Source organism: Morganella psychrotolerans, from assembly GCF_001676055.1.
Classification (GTDB): Bacteria; Pseudomonadota; Gammaproteobacteria; order Enterobacterales; family Enterobacteriaceae; genus Morganella; species Morganella psychrotolerans_B.
Genome location: NZ_LZEX01000013.1, coordinates 20,361 through 37,603 on the forward strand (window position 1 = coordinate 20,361; position 17,243 = coordinate 37,603).

The 17,243-nt window shown below is 40.0% G+C and carries 22 protein-coding genes and 2 pseudogenes; 11 read left to right on the forward strand and 13 right to left on the reverse strand.

What is annotated here, in order from left to right; genetic code table 11:
• Positions 1-5 precede the first annotated feature (5 nt).
• From AYY17_RS10565 to AYY17_RS22290, 3 genes are all read left to right on the forward strand, one after another.
• Entirely contained in the window at positions 6-1,349 is a 1,344-nt protein-coding gene (locus tag AYY17_RS10565) for a VasL domain-containing protein (RefSeq protein ID WP_067423599.1), read from the forward strand.
• Between the two features lie 83 nt (positions 1,350-1,432).
• A complete protein-coding gene (locus tag AYY17_RS22285) occupies positions 1,433-2,128 on the forward strand; it encodes a type VI secretion system baseplate subunit TssF (protein WP_235845354.1) in 696 nt (231 codons plus the stop codon).
• Between the two features lie 49 nt (positions 2,129-2,177).
• Positions 2,178-3,167 (forward strand): type VI secretion system baseplate subunit TssF, encoded by a 990-nt coding sequence (locus tag AYY17_RS22290; RefSeq protein ID WP_235845359.1) that lies wholly within the window; start codon positions 2,178-2,180, stop codon positions 3,165-3,167.
• Positions 3,168-3,242: 75 nt separating this feature from the next.
• On the opposite strand, the gene yajD is transcribed toward AYY17_RS22290, so the two are convergent.
• On the reverse strand, positions 3,243-3,590 hold the full coding sequence (yajD, locus tag AYY17_RS10575) for an HNH nuclease YajD (RefSeq protein ID WP_067423602.1): 348 nt from the start codon (positions 3,588-3,590) through the stop codon (positions 3,243-3,245).
• Between the two features lie 464 nt (positions 3,591-4,054).
• Here yajD and AYY17_RS10580 point away from each other — a divergent pair, with 464 nt between their 5' ends.
• Positions 4,055-4,534 carry an Hcp family type VI secretion system effector gene (locus tag AYY17_RS10580; RefSeq protein WP_067423604.1) on the forward strand — a complete coding sequence of 160 codons (480 nt, stop codon included), beginning with the start codon at positions 4,055-4,057 and terminating at the stop codon, positions 4,532-4,534.
• Between the two features lie 28 nt (positions 4,535-4,562).
• Here the strand turns inward: AYY17_RS10580 and AYY17_RS22295 are convergent, their stop codons facing one another.
• The 5 genes from AYY17_RS22295 to AYY17_RS22730 form a co-directional block, all read right to left on the reverse strand.
• Positions 4,563-4,718 carry a DUF1240 domain-containing protein gene (locus AYY17_RS22295; RefSeq protein WP_235845355.1) on the reverse strand — a complete coding sequence of 52 codons (156 nt, stop codon included), beginning with the start codon at positions 4,716-4,718 and terminating at the stop codon, positions 4,563-4,565.
• Positions 4,719-4,744: 26 nt separating this feature from the next.
• Positions 4,745-4,984: a hypothetical protein gene (locus AYY17_RS22300; protein ID WP_235845356.1), complete on the reverse strand. Its 240-nt coding sequence runs from the start codon at positions 4,982-4,984 to the stop codon at positions 4,745-4,747.
• Positions 4,985-5,054: 70 nt separating this feature from the next.
• Positions 5,055-5,342 carry a DUF1240 domain-containing protein gene (locus AYY17_RS22725; protein WP_082981364.1) on the reverse strand — a complete coding sequence of 96 codons (288 nt, stop codon included), beginning with the start codon at positions 5,340-5,342 and terminating at the stop codon, positions 5,055-5,057.
• Positions 5,343-5,468: 126 nt separating this feature from the next.
• Positions 5,469-6,326: a hypothetical protein gene (locus AYY17_RS10590; protein ID WP_067423606.1), complete on the reverse strand. Its 858-nt coding sequence runs from the start codon at positions 6,324-6,326 to the stop codon at positions 5,469-5,471.
• Positions 6,327-6,519: 193 nt separating this feature from the next.
• Positions 6,520-6,735, reverse strand: a complete 216-nt coding sequence (locus AYY17_RS22730) for an antitermination protein Q (protein WP_162271112.1) — start codon at positions 6,733-6,735, stop codon at positions 6,520-6,522.
• 537 nt (positions 6,736-7,272) lie between these two features.
• On the opposite strand from AYY17_RS22730, the gene AYY17_RS21870 reads away from it, so the two are divergent.
• The 6 genes and pseudogenes from AYY17_RS21870 to AYY17_RS21720 all read left to right on the forward strand — a co-directional run bounded on the left by AYY17_RS21870 (position 7,273) and on the right by AYY17_RS21720 (position 9,772).
• On the forward strand, positions 7,273-7,410 hold the full coding sequence (locus AYY17_RS21870) for a hypothetical protein (RefSeq protein WP_202906405.1): 138 nt from the start codon (positions 7,273-7,275) through the stop codon (positions 7,408-7,410).
• 48 nt (positions 7,411-7,458) lie between these two features.
• Positions 7,459-7,560 (forward strand): N-acetylmuramoyl-L-alanine amidase, encoded by a 102-nt coding sequence (locus AYY17_RS22735; RefSeq protein ID WP_202906407.1) that lies wholly within the window; start codon positions 7,459-7,461, stop codon positions 7,558-7,560.
• Positions 7,538-7,879, forward strand: coding sequence for an N-acetylmuramoyl-L-alanine amidase (locus AYY17_RS21880; protein ID WP_202906406.1), 342 nt, complete (start codon positions 7,538-7,540; stop codon positions 7,877-7,879). Before AYY17_RS22735 ends, AYY17_RS21880 begins: the two co-directional genes overlap by 23 nt.
• Positions 7,873-8,295, forward strand: coding sequence for a hypothetical protein (locus AYY17_RS10605; RefSeq protein ID WP_067423610.1), 423 nt, complete (start codon positions 7,873-7,875; stop codon positions 8,293-8,295). Before AYY17_RS21880 ends, AYY17_RS10605 begins: the two co-directional genes overlap by 7 nt.
• A 178-nt stretch (positions 8,296-8,473) precedes the next feature.
• Positions 8,474-8,676, forward strand: a pseudogene (locus tag AYY17_RS21245) (transposase); the annotation flags it as partial.
• 46 nt (positions 8,677-8,722) lie between these two features.
• On the forward strand, positions 8,723-9,772 hold the full coding sequence (locus tag AYY17_RS21720; RefSeq protein ID WP_235845357.1) for a DUF3800 domain-containing protein: 1,050 nt from the start codon (positions 8,723-8,725) through the stop codon (positions 9,770-9,772).
• Between the two features lie 237 nt (positions 9,773-10,009).
• On the opposite strand, the gene AYY17_RS10615 is transcribed toward AYY17_RS21720, so the two are convergent.
• A complete protein-coding gene (locus tag AYY17_RS10615) occupies positions 10,010-10,654 on the reverse strand; it encodes a pentapeptide repeat-containing protein (protein ID WP_067423612.1) in 645 nt (214 codons plus the stop codon).
• Between the two features lie 669 nt (positions 10,655-11,323).
• Here AYY17_RS10615 and AYY17_RS10620 point away from each other — a divergent pair.
• Positions 11,324-11,556: pseudogene (locus AYY17_RS10620) on the forward strand (IS3 family transposase); the annotation flags it as partial.
• 82 nt (positions 11,557-11,638) lie between these two features.
• Here AYY17_RS10620 and AYY17_RS10625 read toward each other — a convergent pair.
• The 6 genes from AYY17_RS10625 to AYY17_RS22310 all read right to left on the reverse strand — a co-directional run bounded on the left by AYY17_RS10625 (position 11,639) and on the right by AYY17_RS22310 (position 17,239).
• Positions 11,639-12,151, reverse strand: coding sequence for a GNAT family N-acetyltransferase (locus tag AYY17_RS10625; protein WP_235845360.1), 513 nt, complete (start codon positions 12,149-12,151; stop codon positions 11,639-11,641).
• Complete coding sequence (locus AYY17_RS10630; RefSeq protein ID WP_067423614.1) at positions 12,148-12,453, reverse strand: type II toxin-antitoxin system TacA family antitoxin; 306 nt, start codon at positions 12,451-12,453, stop codon at positions 12,148-12,150. Before AYY17_RS10630 ends, AYY17_RS10625 begins: the two co-directional genes overlap by 4 nt.
• Before the next feature lie 92 nt (positions 12,454-12,545).
• Entirely contained in the window at positions 12,546-13,169 is a 624-nt protein-coding gene (locus tag AYY17_RS10635; protein ID WP_067423616.1) for a hypothetical protein, read from the reverse strand.
• 82 nt (positions 13,170-13,251) lie between these two features.
• Complete coding sequence (locus AYY17_RS10640) at positions 13,252-13,575, reverse strand: hypothetical protein (RefSeq protein ID WP_067423618.1); 324 nt, start codon at positions 13,573-13,575, stop codon at positions 13,252-13,254.
• Complete coding sequence (locus tag AYY17_RS22305) at positions 13,572-15,791, reverse strand: phage tail tip protein J-related protein (RefSeq protein WP_067423619.1); 2,220 nt, start codon at positions 15,789-15,791, stop codon at positions 13,572-13,574. The genes AYY17_RS10640 and AYY17_RS22305 overlap by 4 nt, the downstream gene beginning before the upstream one ends.
• On the reverse strand, positions 15,770-17,239 hold the full coding sequence (locus tag AYY17_RS22310) for a TipJ family phage tail tip protein (protein WP_067423622.1): 1,470 nt from the start codon (positions 17,237-17,239) through the stop codon (positions 15,770-15,772). The genes AYY17_RS22305 and AYY17_RS22310 overlap by 22 nt, the downstream gene beginning before the upstream one ends.
• Between the last annotated feature and the right edge of the window lie 4 nt (positions 17,240-17,243).

Genomic DNA, 17,243 nt, shown 5'->3' on the forward strand with positions numbered 1-17,243 from the left:
AGTATATGGACGGTATAATTATCAGAACAGGGCCATCACCGCTGGATATGCCGGAGTTTTCGGCTATCCGCGATGAAATAAATAAACTCAGTCATCCGTCACAGCCGGAAGTCAGTTGGTCATTAATTGAATCGCTTGCGCTGTCACTGTTCAAACACAACGGCGTTGATCTGCAAACCGCCGTGTATTACACGCTGGCACGGTTGCAACGCAACGGACTGACCGGTTTTACGGAAGGTGCGGAACTGATAGCTATGATGGTGGTGCATGACTGGGATTCTCTCTGGCCGCCTCAGGAAAATCATCGTATTGATATCATTAACTGGTTTAACACCAAGGCAATGACGGCTATCCGTAAACTGTCATTCAGCCGAAATGACCTGAGACTGATTTATCGCGCTGAACGTGCGTTGCAATTAATTACGGATAAACTGACACAGGTTCCTTCATCCAAAGAGCCTAAAACAGGGAATCTGCAACATTTTTTCCATAATCTGGCACAAAAAACAGAAGCCCCTGTTGCAGCAGATAAACAGGAGCTTCCGTCAGTAACGCTTGCTCCGCTGGTTTATATCACGGGTGATAATAATGACCTGCCGGTAAAGCCTTTCCGTACGTCGGCACATTCTCAGGAGCCGGTTCGTATTGTGCATGTTCAGACTGATCCGCCACCGGCTCCTCCGCTCCGGAAAATAAGCGGTCTGACCGGCTTTCTTTGCGGTACCGGCCTCGGAGTGATCGCGGTTATTACGCTGTTTTTTACGGTTTATAAGCCGGTAAAAGAGGAATTAAGTGCATTTATCCGCCAACCGGGAAGTGCTTCAGTACAGTGGTTTGCACATCCGCAACTGGCAACATACGGGCAATTTTTATCCGACACTGAAAAACAATCCCCGCTGGCACCACTGAATCTGGCAGATAAAATGACAGAAATTGCCCGCCGCTACTGGCCTAACAGTCCCGATCAGGCTTATGCCACCCGACGATGGCAAAATGTACTGCAAACCCGGATAGCAGATATCACCGGAACAGACAGTTGGTATGTCACGTCCGGTCGTTTGCAGGCACTGGCTGATAAAATTGTGACTCAGGAAAAAAACCGCGGCAGTTTCACCCTGTCATATCTGAAAACTGAGATTTATAATATTCAGCAAAATCATAATAAAACCCGCCCTGCTGAAGATTATCTGCGTGAATTATCTGCTGATATCAGCAGTGGAAAACCTATCTCTCCGGCTCAGATACATCGCATTGACCAGCAACTCAATGGTTTGCTTGCATTATATGCCGACCTGCAAAAACAAGCTGAAAATGCAGGTTTAAAACCCGGCACCGAAAAACAGGAATAAGGAAAATAGCATGCCGGTACATCGGGGTACTGCTGTTGGGAAGAAAGTACACATTAAACACCAGGTGCAGGGTAACCGTATAAATGAGTGAATTTAAATTTTTACAGGAAAAACATTACCTTCAGCAACTCAGTCGTGAGTTTGTCAAAGAATATCCGCACCTGGCCGATGTACTTGACCCGCATGATGAACAGAGCGGCAGTTTACTTGAAGGATTTGCATTTCTCAGTGCCCGTCTTCAGGAAAAAGTGGATGACGCCTTTCCTGAAATTACCCTGCCTCTGTTACAACGCCTGCAATCCAGAGCAATCAAAGGTATTCCGGCAACCGCAATTGTACAGTTTGACAGCGGAGAAAAAATTGATTTCCCACTGGAAATTCCTGCCGGAACGGTCATTAAAGGAAATAATGATGAAATTTTCACAACCTGCAATAACACCATATTGCAGCCCTACACCCTCATTAACCGCTATATAACTCACCACCCGTCTAAGTCATGTCTGTCACTGGAGTTTAAGTACAGAGGAAATAAAAGCAAGACTGAAACCGCTCCTTTCTCTTTATTTCTGGATAAATCTGTTTCATCTGCAAATACATTATTGTTGTGGTTTTGTCAGTACTTTGGATATATTGAATTAGAGCATAATAATATACGCTATCACGGTGATGAAACCCGGTTTAATTTTATCCCGCAGGTAGGAAAGAATAATACTATTTTATATCACCCGGAAAAAAAAACCGAACTGGCCACAGAAACTGCTGGAAGGGTTATACATTGACCATGTTCATCATTTTATTGATATTGATATTCCGGTAATTGTACCAACTCTGGAATGGGAAGAGTCAGACTCGTTTTTATTACATATCTATTTCAATAAACAACTTCCGCTGCATAACGATGTATTATTGACAAGTTTTAATCTTAACTGTGTCGCTGTTGTTAATGAAGAAGAGAAAAAAGAGATTATTTTAGATTTTCAGGAAAACGAATCAGTTTATTACTTACCGGTGGATGATACCCATTTTATTACAGAGCTTGAAAATATTCAGCTGGCTTTTGAGCCACATGATAAAGAGCGAGGTATGGTCGCTGATTTTTATCCGGTTACCTATCTCACACCATCATCGCGGCTGCTGCCAAAATATAAAAATGCCTGGTTTTATGCGCTCAGTATTGATAAAACCATCACCGGAAAAAATAATTATTATATACATTTTTATAATAGCCGTGGTGAAACTATAACTACTCCGCCCGGACTTCATTTCCGGTGTTCTTACCGTTGTATCATTAATAACCCACAGAGTAATACCGGTGATATCTGCCGTTTAAGCCCTCAGCTGCCTGATCTGCTTACCGCAGGAAATATTACAATATGCACCCCCTGCTATCCCCCGATAACTGACAATAAATATTACTGGAACCTGTTATCCCATTACAGTGCGAATGGGTTTATGCTTTCTTCTGTTGAATCTGTTAAGCAAATGATCGGCGACTACATTTTATATCAGGAGAATGACCGACAGCGCAGTAAACAAATTAATCAGCATCTTGAAGGATTAACTGATATTAATACCGCCCTTGAGGACCGACTGATGAAAGGCAAGCCCTACCGTTGCCTTTCTCTGACAATGACCTTAAATCCGGAAAAATTTGATAACCCCGGCGATGCATTTATGTTTACAATGCATCTTTATCACTTTTTCCCGTTTTGTCTTTCAGAAAATATGCTGCTGAAAATGAATGTGAAATTTACGGACAGTGACAATATATGGTATTTGTCCCCGTATTTGCTTCGTGGATATAAATCGTTGATTTAAATTGATTGAGAGTAGATCTCGGCAGGAGATCAGGGCTACTTTAGCAGCCCTGATCCGAAAGCATCGTTGCTGAGATTATTTTTTCTTATTAATCATCGACTTTAAATCCGCAAAAGGATTATAAGTCGCTTCACCGACATCTTTCTGCGCATCCTCTCCCGCGACAACCCTTGTACCGTAAAGGTCTGCTTCAGTGTACTTCGAGTGTTCGTGGTCATGGCAAAACAGGCATAACAACTCCCAGTTACTGCCATCTTCCGGGTTATTAGTATGGTCGTGATCGATATGGTGAACGGTTAATTCACGCAGGTTTGAATAAACAAACTCCCGTGTGCAGCGTCCACACACCCACGGATAGATTTTTAGTGCTTTCTCACGGTAGCCGCTTTCCAGCCGCGCGTAGTTTTTCGGGATAAGAGCCATTGCCAATGCTGCCTGTTATAAAAAGAGTGTTTTACGATAGTGGATCCAATATACCCCATAATGAATCAGAAAGAGAAACGTAAGCAAGAAAAACGTGCGGATATATGAGATCCTCACTCCTGGTCACACGTTAGCCAGTCTGGTACTGGTATCCGATTCCTGTGCCGCTACGTTAATAATAATTGTTATTTCACGATGGGATTACCAATGTAATTATCAGGAAACGTTTTGATATAACTGATTAAATCATAATTGATTAAATTAATATTATTTAAATCAAAATTCTCATCTGTATGTATCGATGACCTTTTTATCAGACGCTGATTTTTATATATTTATTAGGAAATAAAATTGTATTTATACTATTTTTAGCTACAATATAGAATATAATCACCCTAAGCATTAGTAGTCTTATATTTCTTATAGCAATATAAGAAATTAACTATACAACTCACGGGAGTTTTATGTCATTTCTTATTTATCTGACACTCGAAGGACAGAAGCAAGGTCTGATTTCATCTGGTTGTACAACGCAGGATTCTATCGGAAACCGATACCAGTCCGGCCATGAAAATGAAATACAGATACTGAGCCTTAATCACTCGCTATCCAGAGCACAAAATACCACTCACCATCCTGTTCAGTTCACAAAGCCCATTGATAAGTCATCGCCACTCTTGGCCTCTGCAATCGATTCTAATGAGCGGATGAGTGCTCGGTTTACATTTTACAGAACCAGTCAAAGCGGGCAGCTCGAAAAGTTTTATGAAATAAAACTATCTGATGCCTCCGTTACCGAGATTTCCTGCGTTTATCCTAACTCTGTCGACAGTAACGACGCCATGCCTTTTGAGCGTATTCAGCTTAATTACAAATCTATTTCATGGGGTCATCTTATGGCTAATACATCGTCATACAGCATTTGTGATAACCGTGTGATTTAAAAGAAAACAACAGAGGGTAACACCTCTGTTATTTTTTACACAGACCGGCATCAACAACATATATCGTTGATGATCTGAATGAAGTTTTCTGGCATTTGATGTAACCTTTCGATATGAGGTCATCATCCATGTATATCGGACCTATTACTACAAAAACAAAAGAAAGAGCAGCAATACCGAACAATACATTTAATGTTTTTTTTAAAGATACTATGTTTTTTTTAACAATCTTTCTTTATTTATAAGAATCATAATTCCACCAAATGAAAAATAAAGCAAAAGTGGAACGCATAATATAAAAAACATACTAAAATGTATTTTAATAATATCTTCTTTATTTATATAACCAAAGAAATAAATAGATGGCAGCCATATAAATACAATAGCCATAATAAGTAACAAAAATACTCCAAAAGCTATATTATATTTTTTCTTGATTGAATCATCCACGACCATACATCCTCATACATCTATCTGGATACAGTATAAATTAAGATAAATAACCGAGGTGAAACCTATGCTATTTTTTACACAAACTGGAGTCAATAACATAAATACCCGGTGACTTAAATGAGGATACTTGGCACCTTATGTAACCTTTTGATATTAGATCGTCATCAATATACATAGGTCCAATTACCACAAAAATAAAAGAAAAAATAGAAAAACAAACTAGCACATTCAATATTTTATTAAATACTTTATTTTTTGATAAAAGCTCCCCCTTATTTATTAACATCATAAACAGACCAAAAGAAATATAAGTTATTAACGGAGCAAAAAAAAACAAAAAAACAAACCAGGATATATTTTAATTATATTTTCTTTGTTTATATAGTCATTAATACTTACGATTGAAAAGTAAAACAACAATCCCGGGATTAACATTAATGTAAATATAGTTAAAATTATTTTTATTTTATTTTTTGATGAGCTATCCACGACTTAACCCCGCCCAAATATGAAATCCACCATTTATATCATTCCTTAAATCTTGAGCCTTTGATGCTGCAATATTATTTTTTAAAGCACTAATTATACCTTCACTTATTTTAAAATAGTCGTCTGCAATAAAAAGTACTATAGCCACCCCTAAACCAACACCAAATAAAACAATACTAACAGCAATAATTCCCCCTCCAAATAAAAAAGTAACAGCTGTTGTAACAGTTCCGCTTAACGCCCATAAAACACCCGTGCTAATCAACGTTTTTGCAGCATCCATTGATAAATTTACAAAGAAATCGGTTAGTCCATATTCATCTTTAAACAATAACTCCAAAACACGATATCCGGCTGAAAATAAAACACAAAACCGGGCACCTTTAACTAAATTAGTCTCAAAGCCGACTTCACCGATCCCAAATTCCAGCATTTTTGGATTATCTACAAGATAGCGAGTGGCATTAAGGTATGTCCTTAATCCGGCAAGCCCCGTTAACTTTATATATCTGTTTCCATCTTTTCCGACATATTCAATAGCTTCAACGCCGAAGCTTTTTATTTCATTAATAAGCTTTCCTAACCCGTAAGCATCCAGGTAGTTACCCGTAAAAGAGGTAACTATACCCGCATACTTAAAAAATATATCTTTCCCGCTTTCCTGCTTATAAGATGTTGGCTCTTGCATGATTGAAACAAACTGACTCGCCTCTTCTACTGTCAGTAATGCATGAATATTATCATCGTCCATCTCAGCTAACTGAGCTTCAAGCTTTTTATATAGATCATCTGCTTTTAATTTACGTATATATTCTTCTTCAGCTTCATTTCGTCCAAAGTAAACATCCATTCCTTTATCCTTGTCATGATTAGCCGAACTTGTCTCTGTCAAACCAAGATTAAAATGTTACCCATTACAGGGACATCCGTTTGTCTTTCTATATCAGCCCTGATGTTATTACCACATACTAAGTTTAATACTTAACTTAAATTTAATAAATATATTTATGCCATTACGATAAAAATAATTATTTATCAATTGGTTATAATAAACCGAATGCCGATTTAATCGCTAGCTGTTGTTCATTCATCTGTTTAAATAACCAATCAGCCTGACCTTCCTCAACATAACACAGACTAATCAACCTATCATAAAATGGCTTCCGGTTCCGTGACCGGGCTGACTGTGTCAACTTCGGGATCAGATGTTTAATCGCGGTATACGCCACAGAAGATGGTATCCGTTTATATCTCCACACAATTCCCAGCCTTTTAACTGCTTTCCTTTTGGAAATCCGGCATAAATGGTAACCTTATCGCCTTTGCTGAAATCAAATCGTAAAAAGTTATCCATTTCATACTTCGTTCTGCGGGATTTTCTGAGATAATGTAATGGCTAGATAGTAACGTATAAGTGAAAGATATAAGTTGCTGAATTTTAAATAATTTATATGATGATAGCGACTATGGCGTTACTGATTACTGAACGTTGCATCAATTGTGATATGTGTGAGAGTCGGTAAGTTGTTATTGTTAATCAAGTGGTTGTAATTTTGTGTTGTGGTTTGTGTTGTTGGTTTTTAGTGGATTATTTTATGTCAGGGCTTCGCAACTACATTTCAGAGATTATTCAAAAATATATGCTAACCTTATAAAAAAAATATCATTATGAATAATATCACTATTTTATTTCTCGTCTGCACAGAAATACGTAATACCCCCATAGCATTCTGATGCAGCCACATGATATAACTTTTACAGGAAACATTGAATAATCAACCAACGGATATTCATATATGATCTATATTGATGACAACGGATTAGTTAAATCAAACCGTATTGTGACCAAAATATTCCGTAAAATAGAACGTGACAGAATGGACAAGATTAACGGAATTATTGTTCATCAGACGGATACTCAAACCGCCAGCTAAACCTTCAATAGCTATAGTCATTCAGGGTCTAACGGCGCGCATTTTTTAATTGACCGCGATGGTACTATTTATCAAACCGCGTCATTATCTAAAACAACTTGGCATGTCGGGCTGATGCGGTCACGATGTGTCATCACAAAAAAAATGTGAGCCTGCTGAATTACAAAAAATGGCAGGATTAGAATCCTCATGGAAGCCGAAACAGATATCCGATATTGAGAAAACAAAATCATTTCCGGATCGTTATCCGGGTAATGTAGATAGTATTGGCATTGAGATTGTCGGAAAATCCGAGTTGAGTGATAATAAAACACGTACATACGAATCTGTCGGCAATAAACAAAATGAGTCACTCAGATGGCTAATATCAGAGCTTTCAGAGGTGTTAGGTATTTCTTCATCTGAAGTATATAAACACCCGGATGTAGCCAGAAAAAACGAAACTGAAGCGAGTACAGCATCATGGTAAATAATAAATACCTTTTGTTACTACTGATATTCCTGCTCCCTCATTCTATACAAGCACGGGTTGTAAAAAATATTGAAATACACGAAGTCGGCACTACCGGTAGCAATGTTACTGATAAAAATGAAATAAATGCCTGTAAGAAATTTATTCCCAATAAAAAACAGATTATTAACTACTTTAGTCACGCAGAAGAATCAAAAGAGAAGTCATGGCTTCATGAGTATTATTCATCTTGTGTCGCATATGGCAATATTGAGTTTAAAGATGGCTTGTCCGGAAAATGGCTGTTACTGTCGAGCGGTGTCGGATATGTGACATTACCTGATGGCAATTCGATAAATTTTTTCTATAAAAATAACAACTGGGAAGATCCCTTTGCCTGCACTTACGGCTTAGGCGATGAACCTGAGTGTTAAGATGTTCGAGCCTGTAATCTAAATTGTGTGATTACCTATTTTTGATATGTTCGCCCCAACAACGGAGACAGGCACATTATGGATGAAAAGAAACTCAAAGTTCTTGCGGCTGAACAGACCAGAAAACAGAAGACGACCTTAACCATGTTTCTGGGATGCTTAAAAAGCTCACGGTTGAAACCACATTGAATCACTGAACAGCGTGATCCGTCAGGCGGTAGAGAAACACAAAGTATTTCCGACCGACGATTCTGTACAGAAAGTAATTTACTTGGCGATTATGGAAGCCTCAAAAAATAGAGTATGCTGATCCGAAACTGGCGATTGGCAATGACACGATTTATTATTGAGTTTGGTGACCGCCTGAGTGCTCACCTGTAATACAGTGGCAATTATACAGAATTATTTACAGGGTCAATGGAGATGGATGATGATAACGTTTTCTATGGATGAAAGTGGATATACAGGTTATGACTTACTCCACAAAGAGCAAAAATTCCAAGGCGCGTCATCAATACTAATAAACCATGATGATGCCCGTCGTCTGATAAAAGAATATTTCCCCAAACTTCAAGCTAATGAATTGAAGTACAGTTCACTAAAAAGAAGAGATTCCAACCGTAAACCATTGTTTGAATTGCAAAAACACCTCTTAACTAATTACCCATGCATAACATGCGTAGGTGATAAGCGTTTTTTACTAATCCTTATGTTCATCGATTATGCCGTTGAACCATTTTATTATGATTTTGGAATTAATCTTTATGAGGATGGTGGTAACTTCTCAATGGCATCAATGGTGTATTACGTTGGACCAGTGTATTATGGCTCTGCGTTTGATGATGTTCTGCTTCAGTTTCAAAATGCTATGAAAGAGAAAACGTTAGACTCAGTGAATTTGCTAATAAGTAAAATAAGGGATATTGACTGGCGAAAGTTAAAGGAGTTTTTTGGTCCTTTGGCATTTAATCACCAAGATTGTATTGATGCCATCATGACTGATGGGATTAGTACTGATGCCTCATTCACTATTTTAAATGCATTAATCTCTCGCACGGAAATGATGTCCCCTGGAGAGTATGCCATTGAGCATGATCGCTCGAAAAATCTGCTAACTTACAATGAACGCCTTAACTATTTGATCAATTGTGATAAGAAAGGAGAGTTTAAGCATTCCGAAATAGCAACTATCTCATTCCCGCTAAATCTTAAAAAAGTTTATCAGATTGATTCGAAAGAAAGCCCGAGCGTGCAGTTGTGTGATGTTCTTATCGGTGCATGTATTGAATCAGTTTATCAATTAATGGACACTAAGGAGCTCAATGAAAACTCCGCTCTATCACTTTATCAAGATAGTCAGTTAATCCATTTTATACCTGATACAGATTTTGAAGGACAGAAAGAATTTAGGAAAGGCAGCCAAAGTGAAGAGTATCTTACGTTTATTCAAAACGAAATCTACTCTAGTAAGTTTTAAAGAAAAAGATTCTTAAAATTAGAACGTTATCGCACCACCAGACATAGAAATGATTCGTGAAGCTATTTTATACAGAACCAAAAACACAAAGGCCAAAACAGTCATGATATCTAATACCATAGGCATTACCTCCACTAACGTATTAAAAACAAACGCTTTATACCCGCATCAGTCCGTAGACAGGCATCTGTTCGTCAGTTTGTGGATTTCTATGGGTGGTGAGACCGGGTAGCAACATTATACCTGTTTTCTTAGAAGCTGGTCAATATAGCTGATCGTATGAAATTCACGTTCAATTTCCATACAAATATTTGGCAACTGTTCGATAAGAAAGTTTTCATCGAAGCGATCTAAAAGGTACATGAGCGAAATAGTATCAATTTTATTCAATTTTCTATGTAAAACTGAAGATCGCCTCACATAATCATTTTTTCTTAACTCTTGAATAACATCGATTAAAATAGGATTGAATAGTTCATTTTCTGGAAAAGACTTGTAAATTTTCGAATCAATAATTTGAGAAGGATCTAAACGGTCAATTAAATTATTACTGCTAATTATGTAGCACTTATCAATCCTTAAACCTTCCGTTTTGCAACCATCTAAATTACATGCGTTTATTATACATTCTTTAAATACAACGTGCCGCAGACTTCCTCCTCTAAAAAGGACGCCTCTTAATAAAGATGATTGGAATAGACTGCCAGTAAAGTTACACCATTTCAATGAGGCACCAATAAAAGATGTATTCGTGAATTTTGACTGAAAAAAATTAGAATGGTAACTGTGAGTTTTATTGAAGTTTTTATTTATAAAATTCCTGCTCGCAACATCATGATTGTTGTAGCTGAAAGCATTTTTGTTTTTTTTATTCCTTGCCATTTTTATACCTCACACTTTATAAGTCTAATGATATTCCCACGAATTGCTTTCCCTGTGAAGCTCCTACTGACCATGCTAAGCAGTTGATGGACATTTAGACTTTGCCCTATTCCGGACATCTGAACTTAGCCTTGACAGTTTTCATCACATTTTAATAAGTTAGTACCATTGGATATTTTTTGTATTTTCTCTAACGTTAATGGTTAATAAATATCATCAATATATACATCACTTTCACTACTGTGTATCGCTCTTATCTTTAACACCTTAGTAACATGATATATCAGATATCCTATCATACTATCACTGCTATTAAGAAATCTAACTAATGATCTAGCATTAAGATAATTTCCCAAAGAAGGTAATATTGAGCTCATTAATGATTTGGCAGCAGCTGATATTCCCACTTTAGCTAGCAGATCCATTATTATTCTTTCAGAAACCACGACGGTCTCATTATATATGATAATATTTATATCAATTTATTATGATAGTAATAATTTCAATTACTATCTTTTTATAGCGCTATCCGGATAATCAAAAACGTTCAAGAGGCGACAAAAAACTGCTTATACTTACTATCCGCTTCCCCTAAAATGGAATAATTAATTTTTCTACCCTGAAAACAGCAGAAGTCATGATAAAAAAGACAATTTTACCGAATCACAGATCGTTACTATTTAAAGCAGGCTGACTCTGGTATGAAGATCGTCGAAATCAATCACCAGAACAGAGCAAATAATATTACACATTGCAATTGGAAGTCAAAATATGAAGGCATGGGAGCAGCTAACATTAAAAGGCTTCAAGGACCCGGGGATGAAAATACCAAGCTTAAGAGGTTGCTTGCGGAAGTCAGTTTGGAAAACCATGCTATGAAGGAGCTGATCGCAAGAAAAGGTTGGTGATGACTTAAAAAAAACCTATACCCACGAATTAACCCATATTCATAGGTTCCTTTTAGAGAACACCCGGTCTGAATATTCAATTTGGATGTACTCCCATTGCATACCGGAGGTCTGCCAGTGTGATCATCAGCATCATGGGGTCCAGCGGAGAAGAGACAAAACCCACATGCTCATAGAATCGTCTGGCATCGTCGGACAATGCATGCACCACCATCCCTCTGATACCCACCAGCCCTGATGCCTGTAGTACACGCAGTGCTGCATCTTTAACTAATCCGCGCCCTATTCCCATCCCTTTGGCATGCTTATCCACCGCCAGTCGGCCGAGTAAAATCACAGGGATATCTGTAGGCATATTCCGCCGGAATCGGCCAATAGCATGAGACGTAGTGATAACACCGGTAGACAATGCGTAATACCCCATCACCCGGTTATCTGTACAGGTTACAAAGGTACGGGATGCCCCAAAGTGTTGGTTTTGCATTGCCCGCATTTTCAGCCAGTGATCAAGAGACTCCTCTCCGGAGGCGAAATCGTCAATGATATGGCTATGCTCCAGTGATTCCGGTGCCGTCAGATTCAATGTTATTTCGCCCACGGAGATTCAGACATCATGGTTGTTCTGATCCCGTTATTATTTTGCGGAGGAGCATCCAGTTGTGCTACAAATTGCTGATACACTTCTGGGCTGACATTGATTACACGAAGATCTGCCAGCGTTTCTTCCGCTGCACGGCGGGCTGCGTCCAACACAAACTCAGTACGGTTTTTACCTGCTGCACTCGCTGCCTTGTCTATCAGAACCTTGTCTTCTGGTTTTATCCGCAGATTCAGGGTGGAACGGGCAGCAGCATCTGGTTCTTTCGCCGGTGTATTACTTTGGTTTGGCATAATTAACTCCAGAGTTAATTGTATATTCCCTTAATCATAGCAAGGTGTAGTGTCATTGTCATTACGCCTAGGTATTTACTTTCATATCCTGATCACTGCCCGGCTATGCCCGAACCTGATGTGCTTCCCCATCGCGGATAACAATCCGGCGCATACGCCACAATACACCCGATATCATTAGCGTATGCCCCGCCGCCACCGAGTGCGGCGAGATCGATTACCCGCCTTACATTGCCTGAATTATTAACCCCGTAACCGAATACCAGGCTGAAAAAACTGCCTTCAACCGATGCTGAAATATAACTCAGCACCATGCAGCCCCGGTAGCCGGAGCGGTAATCAAGAGGTTTGTCTTTATCAAACAGTGTGCCGCCAAATGTCAGATCCGTAATAATATCTTTTATTCTGAGCGGAAATTGTGATGATGAGTAAAAAAGTACGCCATCTTCATTATAGATATTAATACCAAAGCCTTTATTTATATCTGACTCAACAATAGGTCTGTAGATATAAATATTTAATGTATCTGACGCGACGACATTTATCTGTGTATGTGTGTTATTCCATCTGTACCTGAGCATTGTGGCCTCAGTACCATCCTGTCTTGCATTCCTGTGAAATAAAATATATTTATCCCACATATTCGGGTACTTAATTTTATACCCGGTGTCTATCCAGTGCTCATACTCTCCGCTGCCTTTTGAGAACTCGCTCATGTCTATTATTTTTTCCAGAACATACGTCACGGATGATAACAAACCTATTTCACTGCCGTTAATTGAAATGACCGGTTTTATATTATCCGCCTATTAATTTAAAAACATGAATGACCGGAATAGTTGCACTCTTCACGCCATTTTTACCTGAATACGTCCATTCAACCCGGTTACCATTTACCTTTAAGTTCTCAATTGTGGGATATCTTGAAGTTGTTTCTGACCGGTGTGTCACGATAGGAACGGCTATAATCTTCCCGCCGTCTTTCAGATATTTTTCATTTATAATGATTGAGTTTCTTTTAAAATCAACTTGTTCAGAATGAATAACGGTCAGTAATGAATCAATAATGTTGTCGATTTCACCAGTTTCATGATAAACATTAAATACGACTTTTTTTGTCATTCATCATCCTCACTCCAATCATAGTCTGATTCGTCGTCATCTTCTTTCAGACCAATTTCAATCCGGATATTGCCATTTGAATCACGCAGGCACAGACCGGAGCCGTTGAAACTTAAACTACTCCCACCTTCATTAGCATTCATTTCAAATGAATTTTTCTTTGCATCCAAAATGAATCCTTTTTTACCGGGGATATAGTTGTCTGACTCCATTTTATTGCTGACTACCACACTATTCAGCCATGCCTTATTAATAAACGACTCCCGCATAAAGACCTGACCATTTTTGATATACATAAACAGATCCATGGACTTTGTTGCAGGGTTATAAAATGCGAAATTATCAGCACTAAAACCAATGGATGTTTTTACTTTCCCGCGACTGACTTCTGCCCCGATAACCATACCAGCCTTATGTTCGATACCATGTACACGGATACCGGCATTGACAGAATGCAGCGCATAGCCGTTGCTGTTCTGCTCAAACATCGCTGTGGTTTTGGTGTTAATTACCGCTTCCTGCGATTTTAATGCTGCCTGAACCTGCTGTTCAGATTGTGAAAATGTACGGTTCAGTGTGGTGATGCTGTTCGTATTACTTAATACCGATGATTTCATTTCTCCGACTGAAGATTTCACTTCTGATATTGTTTGTGACCAGCTACGTTCCTTATTAGTATATGCCCGTTCAATACGGTTAATTTCTGATATATTTTTACTTGTGGCGGAGGTCATTTCCCGTTTGTGAGTTTTAATTAGATTATTTTGTGTCAGGATATCATTGGTAATTCTGTCGATATCCTGACTGTTTTGTCTTAATTTATTATTAACCTCCGATTTCAGATTACTGACAGCAACATCATTACTCTGTAGCCGTTCTTTTAACCCTCTTATCTCAGATTTATTACTATTATCAGAAGACTTTATTTCTGTAATTTTATTGCCTTGCGCTCTCAGGTCACCCACTACTCTTCCCAGATCCTGCTGGTTTTTAGTTAGCTTATTACTGAAGTCAGATTTAATCTGACTTGCAGCATCATCACTTCTCTGCAATTTATCCTTCAGCCCTTTTATATCTGATTTATTTCGGTTATCCGTTAGTTTTAACCCTGCATTCAGGTTTTTAATATTCTGATCATGTAATTTCTTTGCGCTGCTAAGATAGCCAATATCATTATTAAGTTGTTTAATAACATCCGACTGCTGAAAATCCCTGCTTGCCTGCTGAAGAATGTCTCCGGCATGACTTTCCGGTATACCGCTTCCCTCAGTAAAATCAGATTTTCCGACAATATTAATACTGCGAACATAAATAAAATACCGTTGTCCGGCTTTCAGGTTACTCCCCTGAATAACCCACATTGAGCCATTACCGAGATAAGATGCAGCGGATTCTATTTTCCGGTGATCGTTTATCTGTGCTTCTGAAAACCAAAATTCATACTGATTGCGCAGGCTATTCCGCCCTGCTGTACGGGGAACCACACTTAAACTGAAATACCCCGGAGCCACATCAATCTGCGATGGTGCTTCCGGCGGATTAACTGAAAACTCAGTGCTGGCCGGCTCTCCTTTCTGCCCTCTGTCATTCTGCGGAGTGACCACCAGCGTATAATAACCTTCCGGCATGCCACTGAACCGGTAAAATGAATCTTTCGTCATGGCGGTCCCGGCAATCCGCTCACCCATTAACAGCTTCAGATGATATGCCATCCCCCGCAACGCATAAGGGGAATTCCACGCCGCTTCTGCCTGCCATGCCTCATTATCACTGGTTATTTCAACGGTCAGGTTTTCGACGGGCGGGATAAAACCACTGGCTGGTGTGTCTGGTTTTGGCTCAAATACAGCACCTTTATCGACAATCGCCTCTTTTTCAGGTGCATGCTGAACAGCCGTGACGGTGAATGAACCATCACCATTATCTACCAGCGAAACGGCACGGAACAACCGGCGGCGCAATGACGGCAGTGTCAGCGCCCAGACAGAGTGCTGCGCTATTCCTTCAGGGATCGCTTCGGGAATAATTTGATTACCGGCAGGATAACCGATCACTTTGATAGTTTTTGGCATCCCGCTGCCGTCAATCAGGGAAACATACGCATCGCCGTTTACCGGCTTTTCAATATCACGATCCAGCAGCAGTGTTTTATTTTCGCGATCGACAGACAAAATACGCCCGCCAATCTGTGCCGCTACCCAGTCATTATCTGCCACTTCAAAAATATCACCCGGTGTATGGCGCAGCCTTCCGCCCCGATTTTAAATTCAACAGTCCGGGTCTCCAGTTTTTCCGTTGTCAGTATCCACAGCCCGTGGCGGTGTGCCTGCCCGCGACTGGTGCATCCGAATGCAGATACCCGCAGGACATTGCGCCCGTTTTTTGCCACCGAAATATCATCAGAGACCTGCTCTATACTGGTTTTCCAACCATTATCCGGATCAACAAACCGGACTTCGATAATATTATGGCGAGCCTTTACCGGACTGAAACTGTACTCAAATACCCCTTCAGCCACATTGGCATTGGTATACGGCCACACTGAATCAGATGCTCTGTCCTGGACAAAAGTCAGCATCTGCCCGTTCCACACCGGCATGATCCGCATAGATGAGCACAATTCACTGATCACATCATAGGCTTTGCGCAAATCCGTAATATAAGCATTACAGCGGACACGCGGCTCCCGCCCGCCGAATCCGTCATCCACCTCCCGGTCGCAATACTGACCAATCATATACAGTGCGAATTTATCCACCTCTGCAATTTTCAGCCGCTGTCCCAGTCCGTAACGCGGGTGTGTCAGTAAATCCCACAGCACCCATGCCGGATTATCAGTCCAGGAAGGTTTGAATGTTCCGTCCCAGATACCGGTATATTGCCGGGTGTCCGGATGATAATTTGACGGCACCGGAATAATCCGGCCTTTAATCAGATAATTACGGCGGGGAAATTTATTACCAAACTGCTCACTTTCAAACGTCAGCCCGGCAACCGCAGAGCCCGGGTATATCTGATTAATATCAATCAGCTCTGAATAACCTGACCAGACGGTATTATTGCGGAGCCGGTCACTGTGGCTGTCCGATGTCAGCCGGGTCATCCGTATGCTGAACGGTGCCGGCGGTAAATTATCTAAGATAACCGCCATCAGATACGGCGAGTTGCTGCGCTTACCCGCGATAGAGATATTTTTTTCAGTGATCCAACTGCCATTGCGCTGTATCTGAATAATCAGCCGCACCGTTGTTGCGACACTGTCTCCGTTAGCTTTTGATTCAACCAGTGACTGTGTCCCGAACGTCAGCCGCAGCCGGTCAATATCCGGTGCCGTAATAGTCCGTGTCACCGGCTGATTGCATTTCATTTCAATACCGACAGGCACCTCATTGGCTGATGACGTAAACCCCTGTAGTGCGGGCTGTTCGAGTGTTCCCGAGCGCCACTGTATCGTCATGCCATTCACTGTGCTGTTACCGGAGCCGTCGATCACCGGTGTATCATCGAGATAAACGCAGGTGAGATCGTCGATGACATTGTTTATCTCTTCCGGACCCTCAATCGGTCCTTCGCTGATCAGGTCAATTAGTGATATTTTCTGCCGCGAGCTTAAATCATTTGGTGCCTCATAAGGCGTACGCTGACCTCCACCACCTTTTCCCATTTTT